Raw genomic sequence first — 21,487 nt, forward strand, 5'->3', positions numbered from 1 at the left:
TAAACCAAGGTTTTTAAAAACTCGCCAATCCGTGATAATTTCTATAATAATAGTCTCATATTGGTATTAGGCAGGGTTACACATGGCAAAGATAGGCTATATCCGGGTATCAACAAATGACCAAAACAGTGATTTACAGCGAAATGCATTGATAAGTATAAATTGTGAGCAAATTTTTGAGGATAAAATTAGTGGAAAAACATCCAATAGACCGGGGTTAAAACGCGCTTTAAAGCAGCTTAAAAACGGTGACACTTTAGTCGTTTGGAAACTGGATCGATTGGGACGTAGCGTAAAAAATATGGTAACTTTGATTTCTGATTTAAGTGAACGCGGTATTCATTTTCAAAGCTTGACTGATAGCATTGATACCAGTACTTCTATGGGACGATTTTTCTTTCATGTTATGAGCGCATTGGCTGAAATGGAGCGGGAATTAATCGTAGAAAGAACAAATGCAGGATTAATAGCTGCTCGTGCCCAAGGGAGAGTTGGTGGTAGACCAGTATCACTTTCATTTGTTGAACAACAACAAGCAGCAAGATTACTGGCGAAAGGACACACACGAAAACAGTTATCATTAATTTACAACACATCGTTATCTACAATATATAAGTATTTTCCAGTAGATAAAAAAAATTGTCGATCAAGTTAGTATTTGCAGTGCGGCTAGTTAAACAGTTAATTTTGTATTTGTAATATCCAAGGCTAATTGGCTCTTAATTTATGCAAAATATATCATGTTTCTTTATCTATGCAAAAAACTTTCGCCGCACTATACATACTATAAAGGAACAACGGAATAAGTTAATAATCAGCAACTGCTCGCAAAATAATTTATTGTATCTGAAATCCACTGCATTTGGAAATTTTAGTACAACGAATTGCCATCAACATGGGATTTACACATCTAAAAAAATTAATTTATCTACAATTGAAAAGTCTGTCAGTATCTGGAAATCATCAGGTAAACGCGACCAATAAAGTTGACTTCATTAATTGCACAGTCAAAAGCTACATCGTTATCATAAACTCGGATCTTACTGACTGGGATTTTTGTGATTTTTTTAATACTGTGCATCCCTTCAATATCAATTAACCATAAACCATCCTGAATATCAGGCTCTTCTGTATCCAATAAATACCAGGTGTTATTGTTATCTACAATAAGAGGTTTTTTTATTTCTCTGGCAATGAGTTCATTATCTAAAATTACTGGATCGTCGACGTTCAGCTTTCCACCAATCAATTTAACGCGTTGTATTGTCGGAATAATAATGTTTTCTAAAGATTCCCTTTTCTTTTCTCCTTCAGGGAACATTTCTCCCTGTCCTGTGCTTAGCCATAACAGTGAAGCATTGGTTTCAAGGTTGCATTGAATAACCCAGTCCGCTGGAAAGCTGTCCCTTAAGTAACGGTTTGCCATTGTACTTTTAGACACACCTAAATGGTCGCTCAATGCTTGACGTGATTTAAACCCATACACACTAACAAGGCGTTCGATAGCTTGTCTTCCTCCACTATCTGCACCCATTTTTATCTCAGTTATGTTTTTTTTCATTGAAAGCACAATTTGGTGAGTTTACCGTCTCCACAAAGCTCTCTATTTAAGAGCTACAGTGATCCTAAATAAATTTGTTAAATCCGATAAGGGATATTGCATCATGGGCATCTAAATTTCAATCTATATACTTTGTGAAACTATGTCATCTAAATAAAGAGAAAAAATCTTCTAAGTGATAAAATAAGAAAAACTTATTAATTACAAAGGATTGTGATCGGAAAGAAACCTTTTTAATCATTAATTATTTCAATAAAAACAATAATTAATATATTAACACTATCAAATATAGTTCCCAAAAAAGATAAAAAACCACTTTAAATTTTTCTAATCAAAGTGTACTGTTCTTATATACAGTTATGTTATGCGGAGGTAAGTTTGTCAGTGGACTTTCTTATGGAATCAGTAATAGCGCAACGTATTAATTTTATAGCTAGAATGGCAACGAGTTGTGAATGTAATCATGCTGAAGATAAGGAACTTGCTTTAGTTTGGATTGCTGAGTTGTCGACACCACTTGCAAAACAGCTTATTAACCACCACGAAACGCTTGAAGAATAAATGCAGCAGATAAATGTGGAAATTCTGTATGATAAATAATCTAAAGTTTCTAAGTTGATAATGATTGCATTGGAAAATGAGCTGAAAAATAGATTTTCCCTATGAATTCAGTAAATTTTGGAAGATATGATTAATTATTAAATTAGCCACTGAAAAGTGGCTTTTTGCTTCTCATTTGTACTGTTTCCTTAACAATATTGTTTCATTGGTTCTCTCCCACTATTCAGCGCACCATAACACTTTAACTTAACAATATTGATTAAATTAGAGAGGGTATACTTAATGAAAATAATTGCACAGCAGAATGATACTATTGATGCTTTATGCTGGCGTCATTATGGTCGTACTCAAGGTATGACAGAACAGGTACTATTAGTTAATCCAGGATTGGCCGAATATGGTGTAATTCTGCCACACGGTACAGAAGTTGAGATGCCGGAAATTATGACAGCTACAACGAAACCTATTTTGCAACTATGGGATTAAATATATCTATACCTAATAGATTTCGAGTTGCATCGCGACGGCAAGGGAGCAAATCCCCGGGAGCATAGAGAACTATGTGACCGGGGTGAGTGAGTGCAGCCAACAAAGAGGCAGCTTGAAAGATAACGGGTATATACTAAGTTGGCGGTTTTTAAATAGAATTATCACTCTATATCAGCAAATTAAACTTATCTATTCTGGCTAGATAAATAAACGGTTAAAGTGGATTGATTGAAACTGTGGGTACATTGTTGTTTACATTGTTCAAACAAGAATAACCAGTGTTCAAATCAAATTATCTGGAATGTTATACTTAATATATAGTCAAGTAGCGCAAATTTGAATTTTTTTAACTATTAGAGTCAAGCTTTAACAAAATAGCACGGATTACATAAGGGCCTTTCTCGGTTGTGGGAAGGGCTTTTTAATTTATGCTGTTACATTTTCCCTTTTCAAGAAACTTGTTTTGTCTTTCTTACAATTCCTCTTTGATGTTGGCAACTACCTTTGCTGGCATTCTTTCATACATAAACCCACAACCACCAAATGGCATTTTTCCAAACATGGATACACAACTAACAGAACTTTTGCGCTTATTGCGTAACCTGATCAGAACTGGTGTTGTTACCGAGGTAGATACCACCCGGGGAGTGTGCCGAATTGCAACAGGCAATCTCGAAACTGATTGGCGGCCTTGGTTGACAATGCGAGCAGGTAATTCCCGAACTTGGTGGGCTCCCAGCCGTGGTGAGCAAGTTTTGCTGTTATCTGTTGGTGGTGAATTGACCACCTCCTTTGTATTGCCGGCTGTTTATTCTGATCAATTTCCAGAACCATCGACTCTTTTTACAGAAGCGAACCATATTGATTTTCCTGATGGTGGATTATCAGCCATTTATTCTAATCAATCTGCGGCACCACCGGGTCGTTCTGAACAAGCTGTTCATATTATTTTCCCTGATGGGGCAGTAATGGAGTATGAACCGAAATTTGGTGCCTTAAAGGTAACAGGTATTAAGACTGCTGAGGTAAAGGCTTCACATTCCATAAGTCTTGAAGCGACAGATATAAAATTAAAGGCATACAACGAAATAAAGCTGGAGTCATATAACAAAATTGACTTGAAAGCATTCAACGAAATTGAGCTAGATGCAAAAAACAAAATTGACTTGAAAGCACTCAACGAAATTGAGCTAGATGCAAAAAAAGAACTCAAAATGAAATCACATGAAGTCAAGTGTGAAGCAGAAGAAAAACTCGAACTGAAGGCTTCAGAACTGACGCTGAAAGGAAACACTAAGCTGGAAGGTAATGTTGAAAATACAGGCGGAAAACTCAGTTCTAACGGTGTAACTCTACATTCGCATCAACACACCGGCGTCATGGCGGGCGGTGCGACAACAGGAGGCCCAGTATAATGATGTACCTTGGAATGAACCGACAAACCGGTCGTAGCCTCACGGATCTGGATCATGTACGCCAGTCTGTCAGCGATATCTTACTAACCCCCGTTGGCAGTCGTTTGGAACGGCGCACTTATGGCTCTCTGCTACCCGAATTAATTGACTGGCCACAAAATGCGGCTCTTCGCCTGCAAATTATGGCAGCCACCTATACAGCTATCAGCCGCTGGGAACCGAGGATTAATCTGACAGCTATTACCATAACTACCCAGCAAGACGGCAAAATGACGGTGAATATCTCCGGTCATTATCAGCAGTCCGCCGGGGGGTTTTCTCTATCTATCCCTGTGAGGTAAAACAATGCCGACCATTGACCTGAGCCAGTTGCCGCCACCAAATGTAGTCGAGCCACTGGATTATGAAAACCTGTTGGCTGAACGTAAAGCCAAATTGATATCTCTTTATCCTGAAGAGCAACGGGATGCTATTACTCGAACATTAGAATTGGAATCCGAACCTCTGGTTAAGTTACTTGAGGAAAACGCTTACCGGGAATTGATATTACGCCAGCGGGTTAATGAAGCTGCCCGTGCAGTAATGTTGGCCTATGCAACCAGTAGCGATTTAGACCAGTTAGGGGCGAACTATAACGTTACCCGAGCAGTTATGGAGCCTGATAGTACCTTCCGTGATCGCATTCAAAGAGCCTTCGAAGGATTAAGTGTTGCAGGGCCGATAGGGGCGTATGAATATCATGCCCTTAAAGTTAATGAAAGTATTCGTGCTAATAGAAATGAATACAAAGGTGAATATCAAACTGTTAAAGATGTTTCCGTCATCAGCCCATCTCCAGCCAATGTAACTGTGACTGTTTTGTCGCGGAAATGGATATGGGAAAAAGATAAAGAAGACGAAGAAGATAAAGAGCATAAAGGTGTAGCTTCACAAGAGTTACTGGATAAAGTGATTGTGGCGCTTAATGATGAAAACGTCAGACCAGTTGCTGATCGGGTAAAAGTGCAGTCAGCCAAAATAGTGGAATATCAAATTGATGCGGTACTTTATCTCTATCCGACACCTGAATCTGAACCTATCCGTAAATTGGCTCAACAAAATATGGATAAGTACGTGCTAGATCAACATAAGTTGGGGAGAGATATTCGGTTATCTGCCATTTACGCTGCCCTGCATGTCGCAGGAGTACAGCAGGTAGAACTGAGAGCCCCGACGAAGGACATAATTCTGTGCAAAGATCAAGCTCCTTATTGTACTGGTGCAAAACTGGAATTAGGTAAGACACAAACTGCTGATTGTTCCAAGCCAAATCCAGGTTTGATAGTAGGAGGCTCTGATGAATGACCGCCTGTTACCAACAGGTTCTACGGTTTTGGAGTTGGCTGCTGCTAAAGCGTGTTCGCAATTGCAAAATATTCCAGTACCACTTCGCCAACTCTGGAATCCTGATACTTGCCCTGAGGAATTATTACCCTATCTGGCGTGGGCGTGGTCGGTTGATCGCTGGGACGAAAACTGGCCCGTAAGTACTAAGCGGGACGTAATAAAAAACTCGCTATTTCTGCACAAACATAAGGGAACCATTGGTGCCGTCCGTCGCGTGGTAGAACCGCTAGGCTATCTCATTCAGATAAAGGAATGGTGGCTGAACAACGAAACGCCCGGCACATTCCGGTTGGCGATAGGGGTGCAGGAAAACGGGATCACCGAGGAAACTTTTTTAGAGTTAGAACGGCTAATTTCTGATGCCAAGCCTGTAAGCCGTCATTTGATAGGTTTGTCAATCAATCTGGATGTTAAGGGCGAATTTTATTGCGCTGCAACGAGTTATAGTGGAGATGATCTTACTATTTACCAATATCTCCCTGAAATAATCACAACTAGCGACAATATGCCTTTAGGGGCAGCAATTCATTTGATCGAAACAGATACATTGAGGATTTCACAATGAAATACTTTGCAATTCTAACCAATCTGGGAGCGGCAAAGCTAGCAAATGCTGCTGCTTTGGGGACAAAGGTTGATATTACCCACATGGCTGTTGGTGATGGTGGTGGTAAATTACCTTCTCCTGATGTCAATCAGACCAAATTAGTTAATGAAAAACGTCGTGCTGCAATTAATACATTAAGTGTCGACCCGGTAAACACAAACCAAATTATTGCCGAACAAATTATCCCTGAAAGTGAGGGTGGTTGGTGGATGCGTGAAATTGGTCTGCTTGACAGTGAGGGTAACTTGATTGCGGTAGCAAACTGCCCAGAAACCTATAAACCACAATTACAGGAAGGTTCAGGTAGAACACAAACTGTCAGAATGATCTTGATTGTCAGCAATACGGATTCGGTAACGCTGAAAATCGATCCCTCTGTAGTTCTGGCAACTCGTGATTATGTAGATAGCTCCATTCAGAAACATGAAAAAAGCCGCAATCATCCAGATGCCACGTTGACAGAGAAAGGTTTTACAAAACTTAATAGTGCCATTAACAGTAATGATGAAACTACAGCAGCAACACCCAAAGCAGTAAAAGCAGCTTATGATAATGCTAATAGTAAATTGGCAAAAAACCAAAATGGTGCAGATATCCCAGATAAAAATGCTTTTGTGAAAAACCTTGGTTTATTGGAAAAGCTAATTCCGATAGGTGTACCACTTCCTTGGCCGACGGCTACACTGCCGGATGGGTGGTTGCAATGTAATGGCGCGGCCTTTGATAAAGCGAAATTTCCAGAATTAGCCAAGGCTTATCCTGGTGGTAATTTGCCCGATTTACGGGGTGAATTTATCCGTGGTTGGGATGACAAACGTGGCGTTGATCCAGATCGTACATTATTGGTATGGCAAGAAGGGTCTTATTTACTACAGGAAGTTCATCAACCTGCTGATAATGTTGTTAACTTCTCAGTTAATGAGCGTACGAAATTACAGTGGGATACCCCCCAAAATAAAGATATTCAATTAAGAGCTAGAGCTTCTGGAGGTTCAGCAACGACTTGGACTACCAGTGCTACTTATATAGGGGTATCAAGGCCACGTAACGTAGCGTTTAACTACATTGTAAGGGCAGCATAATGCTCATGTCTGTACTTGAAGAGATTCCGGTAGGAATACCTCTTCCTTGGCCGACTGACATACTACCAAATAGGTGGGTGAAATGTAATGTGGCAATCTTTGATAAGTCTTTATATCCAAAATTAGCGGAAGTTTATCCTACTGGTAGATTACCCGATTTACGTGGTGAATTTATCTGGGGCTGGGATGATGGACGTGGGGTAGATATCGGTCGATATATATTATCCTCTCAATTAGCAGATATTGCTCCACACAATCACAGGCTTAGCCGAATGTGGTCCAGATCAAATGCTGGAGCTGATGGTTTAGGGACACCGAGCTATATTCTCAATAGTGTCACCAAAGATGCTAACTACGGATTTGATGGCCGTGGACTGGGTATCGCTACCGGAACTGGAAATGGTGGCTTCGGTTATATGGATGATGCGATTATTGCTTCAACAGGAATATAAACACGTCCACGAAACGTGGCATTTAATTACATTGTGAGGATTGCCTGATGAATAAGGCTGTACTGGATAAAAATAATATTGCTATCAGTGCCGGAAGTATCGTTGTGTTTAATTACAATGCGATTACGCTGGAATATTTAAACAGTTCTGATGAGTATCTTCCCGTTGGTGTCGGTCTTCCTGCCAATTCCTGCGCAGACGCGCCACCTGATACCCAAGAGGGATATGTCGCCTGCCGTTCATCTGATTTAACCGGTTGGCAAATTGTACCAGATTATCGAGGAAAAATAGTCTACGACACACAAACTGGGGAACAGAAGGAAATCATTAAACCTGGTGAATTACCAGAAATGCTGACATTCAAACAGCCAAGCACCGATTTTGATAAATGGGATGGAGAAAGATGGGTAACGGATATTGACGCTCAAAAAGCCAATCAGATTAAACAGGCAGAACAACAACGTGTCACTCTTCGCCAACAGGCTGATGAAGCTATGACTTTATTACAATATGCTATTGAGACTGAGATGGCCTCAGACGCAGAGAAAACATTATTACTTGCCTGGAAGAAGTATGTGGTATTACTGAGCCGTGTTGATACTTCAATGGCTTCAGATATTGAGTGGCCACAAATACCAGAATAATAAAATTATCAAGACCGGGCGTTATTCTGTCTCCGGTCTTTTTTCAGTTAAGGCTATGTTGTCCTGTCGATTTCCGATGCTTTTGAAGTATCAACCTGGTTAAGTATGGCTAGGTATTTTTTCCATTCCAATAAGACTTGGCACATTAGGTAAACACTTATTGATTACCCTAAAAAGCCAGAGTAGAAAAAAGGCCTGCGGTCTGTGAACTGCGGGCCTATATTATTTATACTGGTCGTACAGGCCACTCAATATCTGGTGCTATAGTGGGATCAATGCGGTTTGCTTGCATTCGGTATTTTTTCCAGGCTTTAAGCCGCTCTATCTCTTCCAACGTTGCTTCATCTAGATCAACGGCATCCTGTAAAGGGGCAATGTTATTGCTGGCAAGGGCTAACAATTCTTCTTTACGTCTTTCTGCTTGAGTAATTAAATCGCCCTTTGTGTACTTACGCGGAACAATAGCACCGTTTATATATTGCCATTTGCCAGAAATATCACAAGAATCAGGCAAATTACTCACCTCAGCCACACTCATTCCCTCTGGGTTAAAAGCTGATATATCTCCTGATATAGAACGGATTACATTATTAAAATCATACATTACTTTGATTGTATCAGGGTTAAAGCTTTTCTGGCATTCATACCAGTCTTGGCCGTCTTCTGACTTCAAATAAATAACATTAAAATCTTCGATGATTTTTCTGGCTTGTTTTGAGTCAGGTGTATATTGGGAAAAATTTTTAATGTTTTGCATATATTCATCACCTTACTAAATATTGGATATATTCATCCATATGCCGTTAACCTTCTTCTGCATTGGCCTACGGTTTACTGTGTCAGCTAACTCATCTCTATTTCCATTTATTACAGCAATAATGGCATACCCACTTACGTCTTTATCTTCAGGGCTTTTTTGTACTTGCACGCTCTCTTTAGCGCCAAGGCGAATGTCTTGAATATAACGCGTGTCTGATTCTGATTTTGTATAAGCGCCAATAATCGTAGCGGTTGGTCTATATCCTTCATGATAGACCTGATACCCTCTAACCCGAAGATTATCAGATTTCAAGCTCATCCATTCATTGGTTGGCCCTCCTGAGAGGGCATGTTGCCATTTGAAATATTCGTTACCATTATCTCCCGTTCTAAACCACATATAGGAGTCTGTATCACCATCTCCGGTGTTTTTAAAACCGATAGAGGCGAAGTCAGTGTTTCTGTTCCAACTTAGCATAGAGTCAGTAGTAATAATTATGTCACCTGTTACATTGCCACCGCTGCGTTGCAACGCGTTTGCGGCTTTGGTAACGGTTTCCATCAAACCGAGCTCACTCGCCGCTGGTTTATTCAGCGTGTTATATTCTTGTGCCCAATATGTCCATACTCCGACGTCATTTAAGGAACGAGTGTGTATTCGGCTGCTATTATAAATAAAATAGCGTTGAATGATTCCAGCAGCTTTTAGCACAACAAGTGAACCTGCAAATGGTTCAGGATAGTTATTGCCAGATCCTGCTTGTGCATTCAAACCCTGATAATAAAGCCCTGGCGTTTGATAATCATTTAAATTAGCTTTGTCGGGGATGGATATTGCCTGTCCATTAAAGATATCTTGAGACGTAATATTAATATCCTCAGTCAGAATTTTACCATTCACTTTCCGGCTATTCGGCACTGCTCCCTGAGCCAAATTCACCGTTTCCACTAAACCAAGATTTTTCAAAACTCACCAATCCATGATAATTTCCGAAAAGATAGTTTCATATTGGTATTAGGAAGGGTTACATGTGGCGAAGATTAGCTATATTCAGGTGTCAATAAATGACCGGAATTGTAGTTTATGAAAAAACGTGTTGATAAGAATAAATTATAAACTATTTTGGAGGGTAAATTTGTAGCAAAAATAACTGATTCAAGATTTAATTTTATACTATACAACAAGCACTAATTGAAGTTTCATTTCGCATAAAATATAAATTTTATTTATCTTAAGTTTAATTATGCTAATTCCATTCCCAAACAAAGTTTAGGTCAGTTATTTCCAAGATAATCAGAAGTAAAATTAAATATGGACAGCAAACCCGCAGTTATAAGCTGCGAGTTCCACCATCAACAATTGAGCATCAACGTTTCTTTTTCTTTCCCTGAACTGCCTTAAAACGCGGATTAGATTTACAAATAACATATAATCGACCACGGCGGCTTACAATTTTGCAATCCGGGTGGCGAGTTTTTGCTGTTTTAAGTGAACTTAACACCTGCATTTTTTATGATCTCTCAATTTATTTATTACCAATAAAACGCCCGAATTTTTTCTGGAATCGTGCAGTGCTGCCTTCCTGAGACAAAGTTTTCTGCTTACCCGTATAGAAAGGATGTGATTCCGATGACACATCAATAGTGACATATGGATATTCTTCCCCATTAAGGGTAATTATCCGTTCTGTGCGAATCGTGGAGCCAATTGTAAAATAGGCATTAGCACTAGTATCGTGAAATACAACTACCCGGTAGTTAGGATGGATATCTGGTTTCATAATTTCGCCAAAATGTAATAATATAACATTACAATAGCGTAATCTATTTTTATCGGCAAGAAAATAATGTAAATTTTTTCAGCTCAAAAAAAAGCCTCTGTATTTTTAATGTACAGAGGCTTATTTCAACTTCTTATTATAAAACGATTATTCTACGGTCACTGATTTAGCCAAATTACGAGGCTGATCAACATCAGTTCCTTTAATCAGAGCAACATGATAGGAAAGCAGTTGCAGTGGCACAGTATAAAATATTGGTGCAATCAGCTCTTCAACATGCGGCAATGGAATAATCTTCATTCCTTCACTATCAGTAAAGCCCGCGTCCTGATCAGCAAACACATATAGCAATCCACCACGGGCACGTACTTCTTCGATATTAGATTTCAGTTTTTCTAGCAGTTCATTGTTCGGAGCTACAATGATAACCGGCATATCTGCATCAATCAGTGCTAGTGGGCCATGTTTTAATTCACCGGCAGCATAAGCCTCAGCATGGATATAAGAAATCTCTTTTAATTTCAGAGCGCCTTCAACCGCAATCGGATATTGATCACCACGGCCAAGGAACAAAGCGTGGTGTTTGTCAGAAAAATCTTCCGCCAGCGCTTCAATAATTTTATCTTTCGATAACATGCTTTCGATACGGCTTGGCAATGCGTGTAATGCATGAACAATTTCTTGCTCCTGTCCTGCATCAACACCTTTCAAGCGTCCAAGGTAAGCCACCAGCATCAGTAATACTGTCAGCTGAGTTGTAAACGCCTTAGTTGAAGCAACACCAATTTCTGCACCGGCTTTGGTCATCAGAGCAAAATCAGATTCACGCACTAAAGAAGAACCCGCTACGTTACAGACAGTCAACGATGTAAGATATCCAAGCTCTTTAGATAAACGCAGTGCTGCCAATGTATCTGCGGTTTCACCCGATTGAGACAAGGTGATCAGTAAGCTTCCTGAACGGCGTGCTGATTTGCGGTAACGGAATTCAGAAGCAATTTCTACATCACAAGGAATACCAGCCAATGCTTCAAACCAATAACGGGAAACCATTCCCGCGTTATAGGATGTACCACAGGCAACAATCTGAATATGCTCTACTTTAGCTAATAATTCAGCGGCGTTAGGACCAAGTTCAGACAGATCTACTTGCCCATGACTCAAACGCCTTTCTAAAGTACTTTTGATCGCCATTGGCTGTTCATAGATCTCTTTTTGCATGTAATGACGGTAGACACCTTTGTCACCAGCATCATACTGAATATTGGATTCAACCTGTTCCCGTTCAACCGGTTTGCCTTGAGCATTAAAAATACTCACAGTACGACGGGTTACTTCGGCAATATCCCCTTCCTCAAGGAAGATAAAACGACGAGTAACAGGCAATAGCGCCAACTGATCAGACGCCAGAAAATTTTCTCCAACACCCAGACCTATAACCAAAGGACTACCGGATCTTGCAGCAATTATTGTTCCAGGATCACGGCTATCCATGATGACTGCACCATAAGCACCACGTAGCCGAGGAATAACTCGTTGAATAGCTTCTAGCAAAGTGCCACCTTGTTTTTGCTCCCAATGAACAAGGTGGGCAATAACTTCTGTATCAGTATCCGAGATAAACTGGTAACCGCGCTCAATTAACTGAACGCGTAATTCTTCATAATTTTCAATAATACCGTTGTGAACAACAGCAATATAATCAGATATATGCGGGTGAGCATTTTTCTCGTTTGGTTCACCGTGTGTAGCCCAACGGGTATGAGCAATACCTGTCCCACCAAGGACTGACTGCTTATAAACCTCATCAGCAAGCACTTGTACCTTACCGACTTCACGCAAGCGGAGCATATTTTTTTCGTTATCAACAACCGCCAAGCCGGCGGAGTCGTAACCACGGTATTCCAAACGACGAAGTCCTTCAATCAGGATTTCGGCAATATCTCGTTGTGCTACTGCACCAACAATTCCACACATCAGTTTTATTCCTAAAAATAGGGCTGATGAAAGCCCTTTATATGTCAAGAGCCTGATTGTTTTCCGGTTTTTCCGGTTTTTCCGGTCCCCGAGCCTGTAGAGTGGGGATTATTATGTTATTTTTTTTCCTTCACAGGGCGTTTCCACCCCTGAATATGTGTCTGTTTAGTTCTGCTTACTACCAGTTCATTTTCAGCTATGTTTTTTGTCACTGTTGTCCCTGCTCCGATTGTTGCGCCTTTAGCAACAGTCACTGGAGCGACAAGCTGAGTATCAGAACCAACAAAAACATCGTCACCAATAATGGTTTTAAATTTATTAGCGCCGTCGTAGTTACAGGTAATAGTACCTGCACCAATATTTACATCACGACCAATGTCTGCGTCGCCAAGATAAGTCAAATGTCCAGCTTTAGAACCTTTACCCAGATAAGATTTTTTCATCTCAACGAAATTCCCTACATGGGCTTTTTCAGCAAGCTTAGAACCGGGACGCAAACGAGCAAAAGGCCCAACAGTACAGCCAGTTTCCATCTCAGAATCTTCAACAATTGTATAAGGGCTAATAATAGAATCATCGCCAATAATACAATTATTCAACACACAACCAGTACCAATCTGTACGTTATTACCAAGGGTTACATTACCCTCAATAATGACATTAGTATCAATAACCACATCACGGCCATGAATCAGTGTGCCACGTAAATCAAAACGAGCAGGATCTAACAGCATAACGCCTGCCAGCAATAATTGTTCCGCTTGTTCAGATTGATAAATGCGTTCAAGAGCGGAAAGCTGAAGGCGGTTATTTACACCTTCCATTTCACTCAAGCGAGTTGGGTGCACCGCTTCAATTTTTCGACCTTCTTTATAAGCTAGCGCAATCACATCAGTAAGGTAGTATTCACCTTGAACATTGTTGTTATCCAATTGGGACAACCAACGTTTTAAATCACCACCGTTAGCAACCAAAATCCCTGTATTTATTTCATTGATTTTACGTTGATCTTCAGTCGCATCCTTTTGTTCAATGATGCCAGTTACTTCTCCGTTTTCACGAACAATACGACCATAACCCGTTGGATTATCCAAAATTGCTGTCAATAAACCTATACCACCGTCAGGTTTAACCGCTAGCAGGCGTTCAAGGGTATCTGTACCAATAAGAGGCACGTCGCCATACAGTATCAAAATATCTTCATCATCAGCGAAATGTGGTGCTGCCTGCTGCATTGCATGGCCAGTCCCTAACTGCTCTGTTTGTAATATCCAGTTCAATGTTTGATCAGAAAGGGTTTGTTTCATCAAGTCACCACCATGTCCATAAACTAGATGAACATTTTTAGCACCCAATGCCATTGCAGTATCAATCACATGCTGAACCATAGGTTTACCGGCCAGCAAGTGCAACACTTTAGGGAGATCAGAGTACATGCGGGTTCCTTTACCCGCGGCAAGGATCACAACACTTTTTGCACTGTTAGACATAAGAAACCCGATAACTCCAATTTAAGAGAGAAAAGTAAACCTGTTTGTAAGATAAATTACTACATATTTCGCAATACAAAAAAGCCAGTTAGCTTTCACCAACTGGCTTATTTACTTAACCGCCTGTATTACATCGCTTTTTTTGTTAACTCGATTACACGAAGCTTCGCAATCGCTTTAGACAATTCAGCAGATGCCTGAGCATAGTCAACATCACCGTGAGAATTACGGATGTGTTCTTCAGCTTTACGCTTAGATTCCAACGCCTTAGCTTCATCCAAATCTTTACCACGGATCGCAGTGTCAGCCAGTACGATAACGCCGCTCGGTTGTACCTCAAGGATACCACCAGAAAGGTAAATAACCTCTTCTTCACCGAACTGCTTAACAATACGTACCATGCCAGGTTTTATGGCAGTCAGTAGCGGCGCATGTCCTGGGTAAATACCCAGTTCACCTTCACTACCTGTCACCTGAATTTTCTGTACCAAGCCTTCAAACATCTGGCTCTCAGCACTGACAACATTCAGATGGTAAGTCATCGCAGCCATGTCAACCTCCGGTCAGCCGTATTAAAGTTTCTTCGCTTTTTCCACAGCTTCTTCGATGGTACCAACCATGTAGAATGCCTGTTCTGGCAAGTGGTCATAGTCACCATCCAGAATACCTTTAAAGCCACGGATAGTGTCTTTTAAGGAAACAAATTTACCTGGTGAACCTGTAAAGACCTCTGCAACGAAGAATGGCTGAGACAGGAAGCGCTGGATCTTACGAGCACGCGCAACTACCAGCTTATCGTCTTCTGACAGTTCATCCATACCCAGGATGGCGATAATATCTTTCAGCTCTTGGTAACGTTGCAAGATAGATTGAACTCCACGGGCAACGTTATAGTGCTCCTGACCAACAACCAGCGGATCGAGCTGACGGCTGGTAGAATCCAACGGATCAACCGCAGGGTAAATACCCAAAGAAGCGATCTGACGGCTCAAAACTACGGTTGCGTCTAAGTGCGCGAAAGTTGTCGCCGGAGATGGGTCGGTTAAGTCATCCGCCGGTACATAAACAGCCTGTACGGAGGTAATAGAGCCGGTTTTGGTAGAAGTAATACGTTCTTGCAGAACACCCATTTCTTCCGCCAGAGTTGGCTGATAACCTACCGCAGATGGCATACGACCAAGTAATGCGGATACTTCAGTACCTGCCAAGGTATAACGGTAGATGTTATCAACAAATAACAGAACATCGCGGCCTTCATCACGGAACTTTTCAGCCATTGTCAAACCAGTCAATGCAACACGCAGACGGTTGCCTGGCGGCTCGTTCATCTGACCATATACCAGAGATACTTTATCCAGTACGTTAGAGTCTGTCATTTCGTGGTAGAAGTCGTTACCTTCACGGGTACGTTCACCTACACCGGCAAATACGGAGTAACCTGAATGCTCAATCGCAATGTTACGGATCAACTCCATCATATTTACGGTTTTACCTACGCCCGCGCCACCAAACAGACCAACTTTACCACCCTTAGCGAATGGGCAAATTAGGTCCATTACCTTGATACCGGTTTCCAGCAGTTCTTGAGAGTTAGATAACTCTTCATAGCTTGGCGCTGGACGATGAATAGCCCAACGCTCTTCTTCACCGATATCGCCTTTCATGTCGATTGGCTCACCCAATACGTTCATGATACGGCCCAATGTCGCTTTACCAACCGGAACTTCAATTGGGTGGCCTAAATCAGTGACGCTTAAACCACGGCTTAAGCCATCAGAAGTACCCATTGCAATACAACGAACAACGCCGCCGCCTAACTGCTGCTGAACTTCCAGCACCAGTTTAGCTTCGCCGTTTTGAACCTCAAGAGCATCGTATACTTTTGGTACGGTATCTTGAGGGAATTCGACGTCCACCACGGCGCCGATTACCTGGATAATCTTTCCAGTAGCCATCTTGAATCCTCTACGTAATTCATAAACCTAGCTGTTAAACCGCGGAAGCGCCCGAGACAATCTCGGTCAGCTCCTGAGTTATGCTGGCCTGACGAGCTTTGTTATAAACCAACTGCAACTCTTTGATCAGGCTGCCGCCATTATCAGTTGCGGCTTTCATCGCCACCATTCGTGCGGCCTGTTCACTAGCCAGGTTTTCAACGACGCCCTGATAAACCTGCGATTCTACATAACGACGCAGCAATATATCTAGCAACGCCTTAGGATCAGGTTCGTATAAATAATCCCAGGATTTCTTCTTCAGTGTCTCATCATCTCCGGCAGGCAGAGGCAATAACTGAGTAATAGTCGGTTCCTGGGACATTGTATTGATGAACTTGTTTGTCACCACATACAATTTATCCAGACGTCCCTCATCGTATGCCCGCAGCATGACATTCACTGGCCCGATCAATTCGGATAGTGAAGGGTTATCTCCCATGCCTGTTACCTGAGCAACAATGTTGCCTCCAACAGAAGCAAAGAAAGAGGTAGCCTTAGAGCCGATAAGCGCCAGATCACACTGGACACCTTTATCAGACCAGTCTTTCATTTCTGAAAGCAGTTTTTTGAACAGATTAGTATTCAAACCACCGCACAAGCCACGATCGGTAGAAACAACCAGATACCCGACACGTTTGGTTTCACGCTCTTCAAGGTATGGATGTTTATATTCCAGATTACCTAACGCAAGGTGACCAATCACGCTGCGTATGGTTTCTGCATAAGGACGGCTGGCCGCCATGCGATCCTGCGTTTTACGCATTTTGGACGCGGCAACCATCTCCATCGCTTTAGTGATTTTTTGCGTGTTTTGCACGCTGGCGATCTTGGTACGTATCTCTTTTGCGCCGGCCATTCCTGATTCTCCTCATTAACCAGACGGCCCATGTTTAGTTAAACTGGGCCGAATAGTGTTACCAGGACTGAGTTGCCTTGAAGGAATCCAGCAGAGCTTTCAGCTTTGCTTCGATCTCTTCATTGTAACCACCAGATTGGTCAATCTCTTTTAGAAGATCAGCATGTTCACGGTTGGCATATGCAAGCAACGCAGATTCGAAATCAATAACCTTAGCAATTTCGATATCTTCCAGATAACCACGTTCCGCAGAAAACAGAGACAACGACTGTTGTGCAACAGACATTGGAGCATACTGTTTCTGTTTCAGCAATTCAGTTACTTTTTGACCATGATCCAACTGCTTACGGGTTGCATCATCAAGGTCAGAAGCAAACTGAGAAAATGCTGCCAGTTCGCGATATTGAGCCAAAGCAGTACGAATGCCCCCAGACAATTTCTTAACGATTTTAGTCTGAGCAGCACCACCTACGCGGGATACGGAAATCCCTGGGTTAACTGCTGGACGAATACCCGCATTGAACAAACTAGATTCCAAGAAGATCTGACCATCAGTAATTGAAATAACGTTTGTTGGTACGAATGCTGATACGTCACCCGCCTGAGTTTCAATGATAGGCAGGGCCGTCAGAGAACCAGTTTTACCTTTCACTTCACCATCAGTGAATTTTTCTACATATTCAGCGTTAACGCGTGCTGCACGTTCCAGCAAACGAGAGTGCAGATAGAAAACGTCACCAGGGAATGCTTCACGTCCTGGCGGACGACGGAGCAACAGGGAAATTTGACGATAAGCTACAGCCTGCTTAGACAAATCATCGTAAACAATCAGCGCATCTTCACCGCGATCACGGAAGTATTCGCCCATTGCACAACCAGAATATGGCGCCAGGTATTGTAATGCCGCAGATTCCGAAGCAGTAGCAACAACCACAATGGTATTAGCAAGAGCACCATGCTCCTCTAATTTACGAACAACGTTCGCAATAGTAGAAGCTTTCTGACCAACTGCGACATAGACACATTTTATGCCTGAGTCACGCTGGTTAATGATTGCGTCAATAGCCAGTGCTGTTTTACCCGTTTGACGGTCACCGATAATCAGTTCACGTTGACCGCGACCGATAGGGATCATTGCGTCAACGGATTTATAACCAGTTTGTACCGGCTGATCAACAGATTGACGGTCGATAACACCTGGAGCAATCATTTCAACGGCAGAGAAACCATCATGCTCAACAGGGCCTTTACCATCAATCGGCTCACCCAGTGTGTTTACTACACGACCAAGCAGACCACGACCAACAGGCACTTCAAGAATACGGCCGGTACATTTGACCTTCATGCCTTCTGCTAAGTCAGCATACGGGCCCATTACAACCGCACCTACGGAGTCACGCTCCAAGTTCAATGCGATTGCATAACGATTGCCAGGCAGTGCGATCATCTCACCCTGCATAACTTCGGCTAAACCGTGGATACGAATGATACCGTCGTTAACGGATACAATCGTACCTTCATTGTGAGCTTCACTCACTACATTGAACTGAGCAATGCGCTGCTTGATCAGTTCGCTGATTTCGGTGGAATTCAGTTGCATATGCTCCAGTCCCCTTAAGACTGCAAGACGTCTGTTAAGCGATCTAAACGGCCGCGAATACTGCCATCGATCACCAAATCACCCGCGCGGACAACCACACCAGCAATAACAGACTTATCAATTTTGCAATTCAGCTTAACTTTGCGTGACAGACGTTTTTCCATCGCTACAGAAATTTTAGCTAGCTGTTGTTCTCTCAGTTCGGCGGCAGAAATCACTTCAACATCAACAGTTGATTCAAGTGATGCACGCAATTGAATAAATTGCTGCAAGACTTCCGGTAACGCCAGTAAGCGACCGTTCTCTGCCATAACACGAATAAAGTTCTGAGCATGCTCATCAACCTGTTCACCGCAAATTGCGATAAAGGTATTAGCTAATGTTTCCGATGCCAATGAACCGGAAAGCAGCTCGCCAACTTGCTCATTACGAGTCACCTCAGCCGTGAACGCCAGCATATTCTGCCATTGTTCAAGCGATTGTTTTTCTACAGCAAAGTCAAAAGCTGCTTTGGCGTAGGGGCGAGCTACAGTAGCGAATTCAGACATGCCCCTCCCTCCTTACAGTTCAGCGACCAGTTTATCAACGATGTCGCTATTAGCAGCTTCATCCACGGAACGCTCGATGATTTTCTCGGCACCTGCGATAGCCAACATAGCGACCTGTTTACGCAACTCTTCCCGAGCACGCTTACGTTCGGCATCAATTTCTGCCTGAGCTTGCGTTACGATTCTGTTACGTTCCTGCTCGGCTTCCGCTTTCGCATCATCAAGGATCTGGGCTTTTTGTTTATTAGCCTGTTCAATGATGACCTGAGCTTCCGCTTTCGCTTTCTTCATTTGGTCGGTCGCATTGGCTTGCGCTAAGTCCAGGTCCTTTTTGGCTCGTTCCGCAGAAGTTAAACCGTCAGCAATTTCTTTTTGACGTTTTTCTATGGCCGCCATGATTGGTGGCCATACGAACTTCATACAGAACATCACAAACAGGACAAACGCAATGGCCTGGCCGAGGATTGTCGCATTAAGATTCACAGCACAATACCTCTTTTAAAATTAATGAGTTGACGTAGTTTCAGATAATTTCTACAAACTACGCGACAGCAAACATTACGTACAAGCCAAGACCCACAGCAATCATTGGGATGGCGTCAACCAGACCCATAACGATAAAGAACTGTGTACGCAGCAGAGGGATTAAATCCGGCTGACGAGCAGCGCCTTCCAAAAATTTACCTCCGAGGATGCCGATACCGATCGCAGCACCGATTGCCGCTAGACCCATCATTACAGCGGCAGCCATGTACAGCAGATCCATATTCAGGTTTTCCATGACAGTCTCCAGTTTGTTTCAGTTAAAACACAGTTAGTTATTGTGGTAAAAAATTAATGTTCTTCAGATGCCATCGACAGATAAACAATCGTCAGAACCATGAAAATAAAGGCTTGTAACGTAATAATCAGTATGTGGAAAATAGCCCAAGGTAGGCTAAGTAACCACTGCGACCACCACGGTAACAGACCAGCTATAAGAATAAAGATCAATTCACCCGCATACATGTTACCAAACAGTCGCAAACCGAGTGATACCGGTTTTGAAAGCAAGCTAACGCCTTCCAGAATTAAGTTAACTGGAATAAACAGTGGATGATTAAAAGGCTGTAAAGTCAGCTCCTTTGTAAAACCACTAATCCCTTTCATCTTAATGCTGTAGTAGAGGATGAGGACAAAAACACCGATAGCCATCGACAAGGTAATACTGACATCTGCTGTTGGCACGACACGCAGAGCAGGTAAACCAAAGACATGTTCACCGATATAAGGGAGAAAATCGATTGGCAATAAGTCCATCACGTTCATTAATAACACCCAAACGAACACTGTTAGCGCCAAGGGGGCAATAACTTTGCTCTTGCCGTGATACATATCACGAACGCTGTTATCAACAAAACCCATGATCAATTCTATAGCAGTCTGAAGTTTGCCAGGTACGCCACTGGTGGCATTAACCGCAACCTTTCTGAATACATACAGAAATAAAATCCCTAATACGACTGAGAAAAAAAGCGAGTCAATGTTCAACGTCCAGAACGTTGCAGAACCACCAGAGTTGGGATCGACCAACTCAAAGGTACGTAGGTCCAACTGAAGGTTATTCAGGTGGTGGCCTATGTAGTCCCTTGCAGTTGAAACTTCTCCTGATGCAGACATGATGCCTCTTACCCTTTTATTGTTGAAAACCTAACCGTTTATCACAGCAGGTGCGATGATTTGCACAATCAGCACCGCTAAATAAGTTAAACCTAGTGGTGCAAACGCCGCTTTAAACACGCCTAAAGCAACAACCAGCACAGCTATCGTAATAATAACTTTCAACCCTTCGCCAACAGCGAAAGACCATGCAATACGTACAGGAACCTCTTCTTCTTTTGCTTTTTGAAAACTGGCAAACAGCATGAATACGGCATTAGGTAACCAACATGCTAACCCACCAGCAAAAGCAGAAGCGCCCCATTCTATACTTTTGGTACAAAAAGCCACACTGAGAACAACAAAAGTCATTAACTGCAAAAAAAGCAGCTTCAGTGCAATTTTACCGCTGTAAAGGGATACAGACATGACTTTTGTTTTCTCCCCTTGCACGCCTTGCATATCAGGTTTTGCTAAATGTTGTATAAAACTGCCTTTGCTTAAGAGTGTCAAGTGACAAAAACGTGCAAATTATACGGGCCGCCAAAATGAATTCAATCCATAAGTAGCGAAAAGGTGAACAATTATTTAAATTTTTTATTTTGGCGCCAGATTGCAAGCTAATAATTGTGCTGATTTCTTGT

General features: G+C 42.1%; 27 protein-coding genes. 10 read left to right on the top strand and 17 right to left on the bottom strand.

Annotated elements, in window-relative coordinates:
- Positions 1-82: 82 nt before the first annotated feature.
- Positions 83-655, top strand: coding sequence for a recombinase family protein (locus tag V2H77_RS10045; protein WP_341498678.1), 573 nt, complete (start codon positions 83-85; stop codon positions 653-655).
- A gap of 291 nt (positions 656-946) precedes the next feature.
- Here V2H77_RS10045 and V2H77_RS10050 read toward each other — a convergent pair whose 3' ends face one another.
- Positions 947-1,561: a phage repressor protein CI gene (locus V2H77_RS10050; RefSeq protein WP_341498679.1), complete on the bottom strand. Its 615-nt coding sequence runs from the start codon at positions 1,559-1,561 to the stop codon at positions 947-949.
- A gap of 396 nt (positions 1,562-1,957) precedes the next feature.
- Here V2H77_RS10050 and V2H77_RS10055 point away from each other — a divergent pair, with 396 nt between their 5' ends.
- The 9 genes from V2H77_RS10055 to V2H77_RS10095 all read left to right on the top strand — a co-directional run bounded on the left by V2H77_RS10055 (position 1,958) and on the right by V2H77_RS10095 (position 8,197).
- On the top strand, positions 1,958-2,122 hold the full coding sequence (locus V2H77_RS10055) for a hypothetical protein (RefSeq protein WP_165603259.1): 165 nt from the start codon (positions 1,958-1,960) through the stop codon (positions 2,120-2,122).
- A gap of 282 nt (positions 2,123-2,404) precedes the next feature.
- A complete protein-coding gene (locus V2H77_RS10060; RefSeq protein WP_049585010.1) occupies positions 2,405-2,608 on the top strand; it encodes a tail protein X in 204 nt (67 codons plus the stop codon).
- 431 nt (positions 2,609-3,039) lie between these two features.
- A complete protein-coding gene (locus V2H77_RS10065; RefSeq protein ID WP_445935475.1) occupies positions 3,040-4,026 on the top strand; it encodes a phage baseplate assembly protein V in 987 nt (328 codons plus the stop codon).
- Positions 4,026-4,367: a GPW/gp25 family protein gene (locus V2H77_RS10070; protein WP_049585009.1), complete on the top strand. Its 342-nt coding sequence runs from the start codon at positions 4,026-4,028 to the stop codon at positions 4,365-4,367. The genes V2H77_RS10065 and V2H77_RS10070 overlap by 1 nt, the downstream gene beginning before the upstream one ends.
- 4 nt (positions 4,368-4,371) lie before the next feature.
- Positions 4,372-5,370, top strand: a complete 999-nt coding sequence (locus tag V2H77_RS10075; RefSeq protein WP_341498680.1) for a baseplate assembly protein — start codon at positions 4,372-4,374, stop codon at positions 5,368-5,370.
- Entirely contained in the window at positions 5,363-5,977 is a 615-nt protein-coding gene (locus V2H77_RS10080; RefSeq protein WP_049585007.1) for a phage tail protein I, read from the top strand. The genes V2H77_RS10075 and V2H77_RS10080 overlap by 8 nt, the downstream gene beginning before the upstream one ends.
- Positions 5,974-7,101: a phage tail protein gene (locus V2H77_RS10085; RefSeq protein ID WP_049585791.1), complete on the top strand. Its 1,128-nt coding sequence runs from the start codon at positions 5,974-5,976 to the stop codon at positions 7,099-7,101. Before V2H77_RS10080 ends, V2H77_RS10085 begins: the two co-directional genes overlap by 4 nt.
- Positions 7,101-7,553 (top strand): phage tail protein, encoded by a 453-nt coding sequence (locus V2H77_RS10090; protein WP_341498681.1) that lies wholly within the window; start codon positions 7,101-7,103, stop codon positions 7,551-7,553. Before V2H77_RS10085 ends, V2H77_RS10090 begins: the two co-directional genes overlap by 1 nt.
- Positions 7,554-7,600: 47 nt before the next feature.
- A complete protein-coding gene (locus V2H77_RS10095; protein ID WP_341498682.1) occupies positions 7,601-8,197 on the top strand; it encodes a tail fiber assembly protein in 597 nt (198 codons plus the stop codon).
- A gap of 53 nt (positions 8,198-8,250) precedes the next feature.
- On the opposite strand, the gene V2H77_RS23620 is transcribed toward V2H77_RS10095, so the two are convergent.
- From V2H77_RS23620 to atpI, 16 genes are all read right to left on the bottom strand, one after another.
- Positions 8,251-8,343, bottom strand: coding sequence for a tail fiber assembly protein (locus V2H77_RS23620; protein WP_430199047.1), 93 nt, complete (start codon positions 8,341-8,343; stop codon positions 8,251-8,253).
- An 80-nt stretch (positions 8,344-8,423) separates the two neighbouring features.
- Complete coding sequence (locus V2H77_RS10100) at positions 8,424-8,954, bottom strand: tail fiber assembly protein (RefSeq protein WP_341498683.1); 531 nt, start codon at positions 8,952-8,954, stop codon at positions 8,424-8,426.
- Between the two features lie 15 nt (positions 8,955-8,969).
- Positions 8,970-9,923, bottom strand: a complete 954-nt coding sequence (locus V2H77_RS10105; RefSeq protein ID WP_341498684.1) for a pyocin knob domain-containing protein — start codon at positions 9,921-9,923, stop codon at positions 8,970-8,972.
- A 400-nt stretch (positions 9,924-10,323) separates the two neighbouring features.
- Positions 10,324-10,464 (bottom strand): type B 50S ribosomal protein L36, encoded by a 141-nt coding sequence (ykgO, locus tag V2H77_RS10110; RefSeq protein ID WP_012776225.1) that lies wholly within the window; start codon positions 10,462-10,464, stop codon positions 10,324-10,326.
- Between the two features lie 18 nt (positions 10,465-10,482).
- Positions 10,483-10,737: a type B 50S ribosomal protein L31 gene (locus tag V2H77_RS10115; RefSeq protein ID WP_049585017.1), complete on the bottom strand. Its 255-nt coding sequence runs from the start codon at positions 10,735-10,737 to the stop codon at positions 10,483-10,485.
- 147 nt (positions 10,738-10,884) lie between these two features.
- Entirely contained in the window at positions 10,885-12,714 is a 1,830-nt protein-coding gene (gene glmS / locus V2H77_RS10120; RefSeq protein ID WP_341498685.1) for a glutamine--fructose-6-phosphate transaminase (isomerizing), read from the bottom strand.
- Between the two features lie 116 nt (positions 12,715-12,830).
- The gene (gene glmU, locus V2H77_RS10125; protein ID WP_341498686.1) at positions 12,831-14,204 is read right to left on the bottom strand and encodes a bifunctional UDP-N-acetylglucosamine diphosphorylase/glucosamine-1-phosphate N-acetyltransferase GlmU; all 1,374 of its coding nucleotides are present in this window, start codon (positions 14,202-14,204) and stop codon (positions 12,831-12,833) included.
- 128 nt (positions 14,205-14,332) lie between these two features.
- Positions 14,333-14,755, bottom strand: coding sequence for a F0F1 ATP synthase subunit epsilon (locus V2H77_RS10130; protein ID WP_088372731.1), 423 nt, complete (start codon positions 14,753-14,755; stop codon positions 14,333-14,335).
- Positions 14,756-14,776: 21 nt separating this feature from the next.
- Positions 14,777-16,159, bottom strand: a complete 1,383-nt coding sequence (gene atpD, locus V2H77_RS10135) for a F0F1 ATP synthase subunit beta (RefSeq protein WP_011144453.1) — start codon at positions 16,157-16,159, stop codon at positions 14,777-14,779.
- A 34-nt stretch (positions 16,160-16,193) separates the two neighbouring features.
- Positions 16,194-17,057 (bottom strand): F0F1 ATP synthase subunit gamma, encoded by an 864-nt coding sequence (gene atpG / locus V2H77_RS10140; protein ID WP_341498687.1) that lies wholly within the window; start codon positions 17,055-17,057, stop codon positions 16,194-16,196.
- A gap of 58 nt (positions 17,058-17,115) precedes the next feature.
- The gene (gene atpA, locus V2H77_RS10145) at positions 17,116-18,657 is read right to left on the bottom strand and encodes a F0F1 ATP synthase subunit alpha (protein WP_265380878.1); all 1,542 of its coding nucleotides are present in this window, start codon (positions 18,655-18,657) and stop codon (positions 17,116-17,118) included.
- A gap of 14 nt (positions 18,658-18,671) precedes the next feature.
- Positions 18,672-19,205, bottom strand: a complete 534-nt coding sequence (atpH, locus tag V2H77_RS10150; RefSeq protein ID WP_046396704.1) for a F0F1 ATP synthase subunit delta — start codon at positions 19,203-19,205, stop codon at positions 18,672-18,674.
- 12 nt (positions 19,206-19,217) lie between these two features.
- Positions 19,218-19,688 carry a F0F1 ATP synthase subunit B gene (gene atpF, locus V2H77_RS10155; protein WP_265380877.1) on the bottom strand — a complete coding sequence of 157 codons (471 nt, stop codon included), beginning with the start codon at positions 19,686-19,688 and terminating at the stop codon, positions 19,218-19,220.
- Between the two features lie 58 nt (positions 19,689-19,746).
- Entirely contained in the window at positions 19,747-19,986 is a 240-nt protein-coding gene (gene atpE / locus V2H77_RS10160) for a F0F1 ATP synthase subunit C (RefSeq protein WP_000429386.1), read from the bottom strand.
- Between the two features lie 53 nt (positions 19,987-20,039).
- The gene (gene atpB / locus V2H77_RS10165) at positions 20,040-20,864 is read right to left on the bottom strand and encodes a F0F1 ATP synthase subunit A (RefSeq protein ID WP_049585023.1); all 825 of its coding nucleotides are present in this window, start codon (positions 20,862-20,864) and stop codon (positions 20,040-20,042) included.
- 30 nt (positions 20,865-20,894) lie between these two features.
- On the bottom strand, positions 20,895-21,272 hold the full coding sequence (gene atpI / locus V2H77_RS10170; protein WP_265380875.1) for a F0F1 ATP synthase subunit I: 378 nt from the start codon (positions 21,270-21,272) through the stop codon (positions 20,895-20,897).
- Positions 21,273-21,487 lie beyond the last annotated feature (215 nt).

Source organism: Photorhabdus sp. P32, from assembly GCF_038085095.1.
Classification (GTDB): Bacteria; Pseudomonadota; Gammaproteobacteria; order Enterobacterales; family Enterobacteriaceae; genus Photorhabdus; species Photorhabdus luminescens.

What these genes read in the sequence shown, in the direction of transcription:
- V2H77_RS10045 (WP_341498678.1), top strand. Translation starts at nt 83, where the DNA reads ATGGCAAAGATAGGCTATATCCGGGTATCAACAAATGACCAAAACAGT.
- V2H77_RS10050 (WP_341498679.1), bottom strand. Translation starts at nt 1,561, where the DNA reads ATGAAAAAAAACATAACTGAGATAAAAATGGGTGCAGATAGTGGAGGA.
- V2H77_RS10055 (WP_165603259.1), top strand. Translation starts at nt 1,958, where the DNA reads ATGGAATCAGTAATAGCGCAACGTATTAATTTTATAGCTAGAATGGCA.
- V2H77_RS10060 (WP_049585010.1), top strand. Translation starts at nt 2,405, where the DNA reads ATGAAAATAATTGCACAGCAGAATGATACTATTGATGCTTTATGCTGG.
- V2H77_RS10065 (WP_445935475.1), top strand. Translation starts at nt 3,040, where the DNA reads ATGCTGTTACATTTTCCCTTTTCAAGAAACTTGTTTTGTCTTTCTTAC.
- V2H77_RS10070 (WP_049585009.1), top strand. Translation starts at nt 4,026, where the DNA reads ATGATGTACCTTGGAATGAACCGACAAACCGGTCGTAGCCTCACGGAT.
- V2H77_RS10075 (WP_341498680.1), top strand. Translation starts at nt 4,372, where the DNA reads ATGCCGACCATTGACCTGAGCCAGTTGCCGCCACCAAATGTAGTCGAG.
- V2H77_RS10080 (WP_049585007.1), top strand. Translation starts at nt 5,363, where the DNA reads ATGAATGACCGCCTGTTACCAACAGGTTCTACGGTTTTGGAGTTGGCT.
- V2H77_RS10085 (WP_049585791.1), top strand. Translation starts at nt 5,974, where the DNA reads ATGAAATACTTTGCAATTCTAACCAATCTGGGAGCGGCAAAGCTAGCA.
- V2H77_RS10090 (WP_341498681.1), top strand. Translation starts at nt 7,101, where the DNA reads ATGCTCATGTCTGTACTTGAAGAGATTCCGGTAGGAATACCTCTTCCT.
- V2H77_RS10095 (WP_341498682.1), top strand. Translation starts at nt 7,601, where the DNA reads ATGAATAAGGCTGTACTGGATAAAAATAATATTGCTATCAGTGCCGGA.
- V2H77_RS23620 (WP_430199047.1), bottom strand. Translation starts at nt 8,343, where the DNA reads ATGTGCCAAGTCTTATTGGAATGGAAAAAATACCTAGCCATACTTAAC.
- V2H77_RS10100 (WP_341498683.1), bottom strand. Translation starts at nt 8,954, where the DNA reads ATGCAAAACATTAAAAATTTTTCCCAATATACACCTGACTCAAAACAA.
- ykgO (WP_012776225.1), bottom strand. Translation starts at nt 10,464, where the DNA reads ATGCAGGTGTTAAGTTCACTTAAAACAGCAAAAACTCGCCACCCGGAT.
- V2H77_RS10115 (WP_049585017.1), bottom strand. Translation starts at nt 10,737, where the DNA reads ATGAAACCAGATATCCATCCTAACTACCGGGTAGTTGTATTTCACGAT.
- glmS (WP_341498685.1), bottom strand. Translation starts at nt 12,714, where the DNA reads ATGTGTGGAATTGTTGGTGCAGTAGCACAACGAGATATTGCCGAAATC.
- glmU (WP_341498686.1), bottom strand. Translation starts at nt 14,204, where the DNA reads ATGTCTAACAGTGCAAAAAGTGTTGTGATCCTTGCCGCGGGTAAAGGA.
- V2H77_RS10130 (WP_088372731.1), bottom strand. Translation starts at nt 14,755, where the DNA reads ATGGCTGCGATGACTTACCATCTGAATGTTGTCAGTGCTGAGAGCCAG.
- atpD (WP_011144453.1), bottom strand. Translation starts at nt 16,159, where the DNA reads ATGGCTACTGGAAAGATTATCCAGGTAATCGGCGCCGTGGTGGACGTC.
- atpG (WP_341498687.1), bottom strand. Translation starts at nt 17,057, where the DNA reads ATGGCCGGCGCAAAAGAGATACGTACCAAGATCGCCAGCGTGCAAAAC.
- atpA (WP_265380878.1), bottom strand. Translation starts at nt 18,657, where the DNA reads ATGCAACTGAATTCCACCGAAATCAGCGAACTGATCAAGCAGCGCATT.
- atpH (WP_046396704.1), bottom strand. Translation starts at nt 19,205, where the DNA reads ATGTCTGAATTCGCTACTGTAGCTCGCCCCTACGCCAAAGCAGCTTTT.
- atpE (WP_000429386.1), bottom strand. Translation starts at nt 19,986, where the DNA reads ATGGAAAACCTGAATATGGATCTGCTGTACATGGCTGCCGCTGTAATG.
- atpB (WP_049585023.1), bottom strand. Translation starts at nt 20,864, where the DNA reads ATGTCTGCATCAGGAGAAGTTTCAACTGCAAGGGACTACATAGGCCAC.
- atpI (WP_265380875.1), bottom strand. Translation starts at nt 21,272, where the DNA reads ATGTCTGTATCCCTTTACAGCGGTAAAATTGCACTGAAGCTGCTTTTT.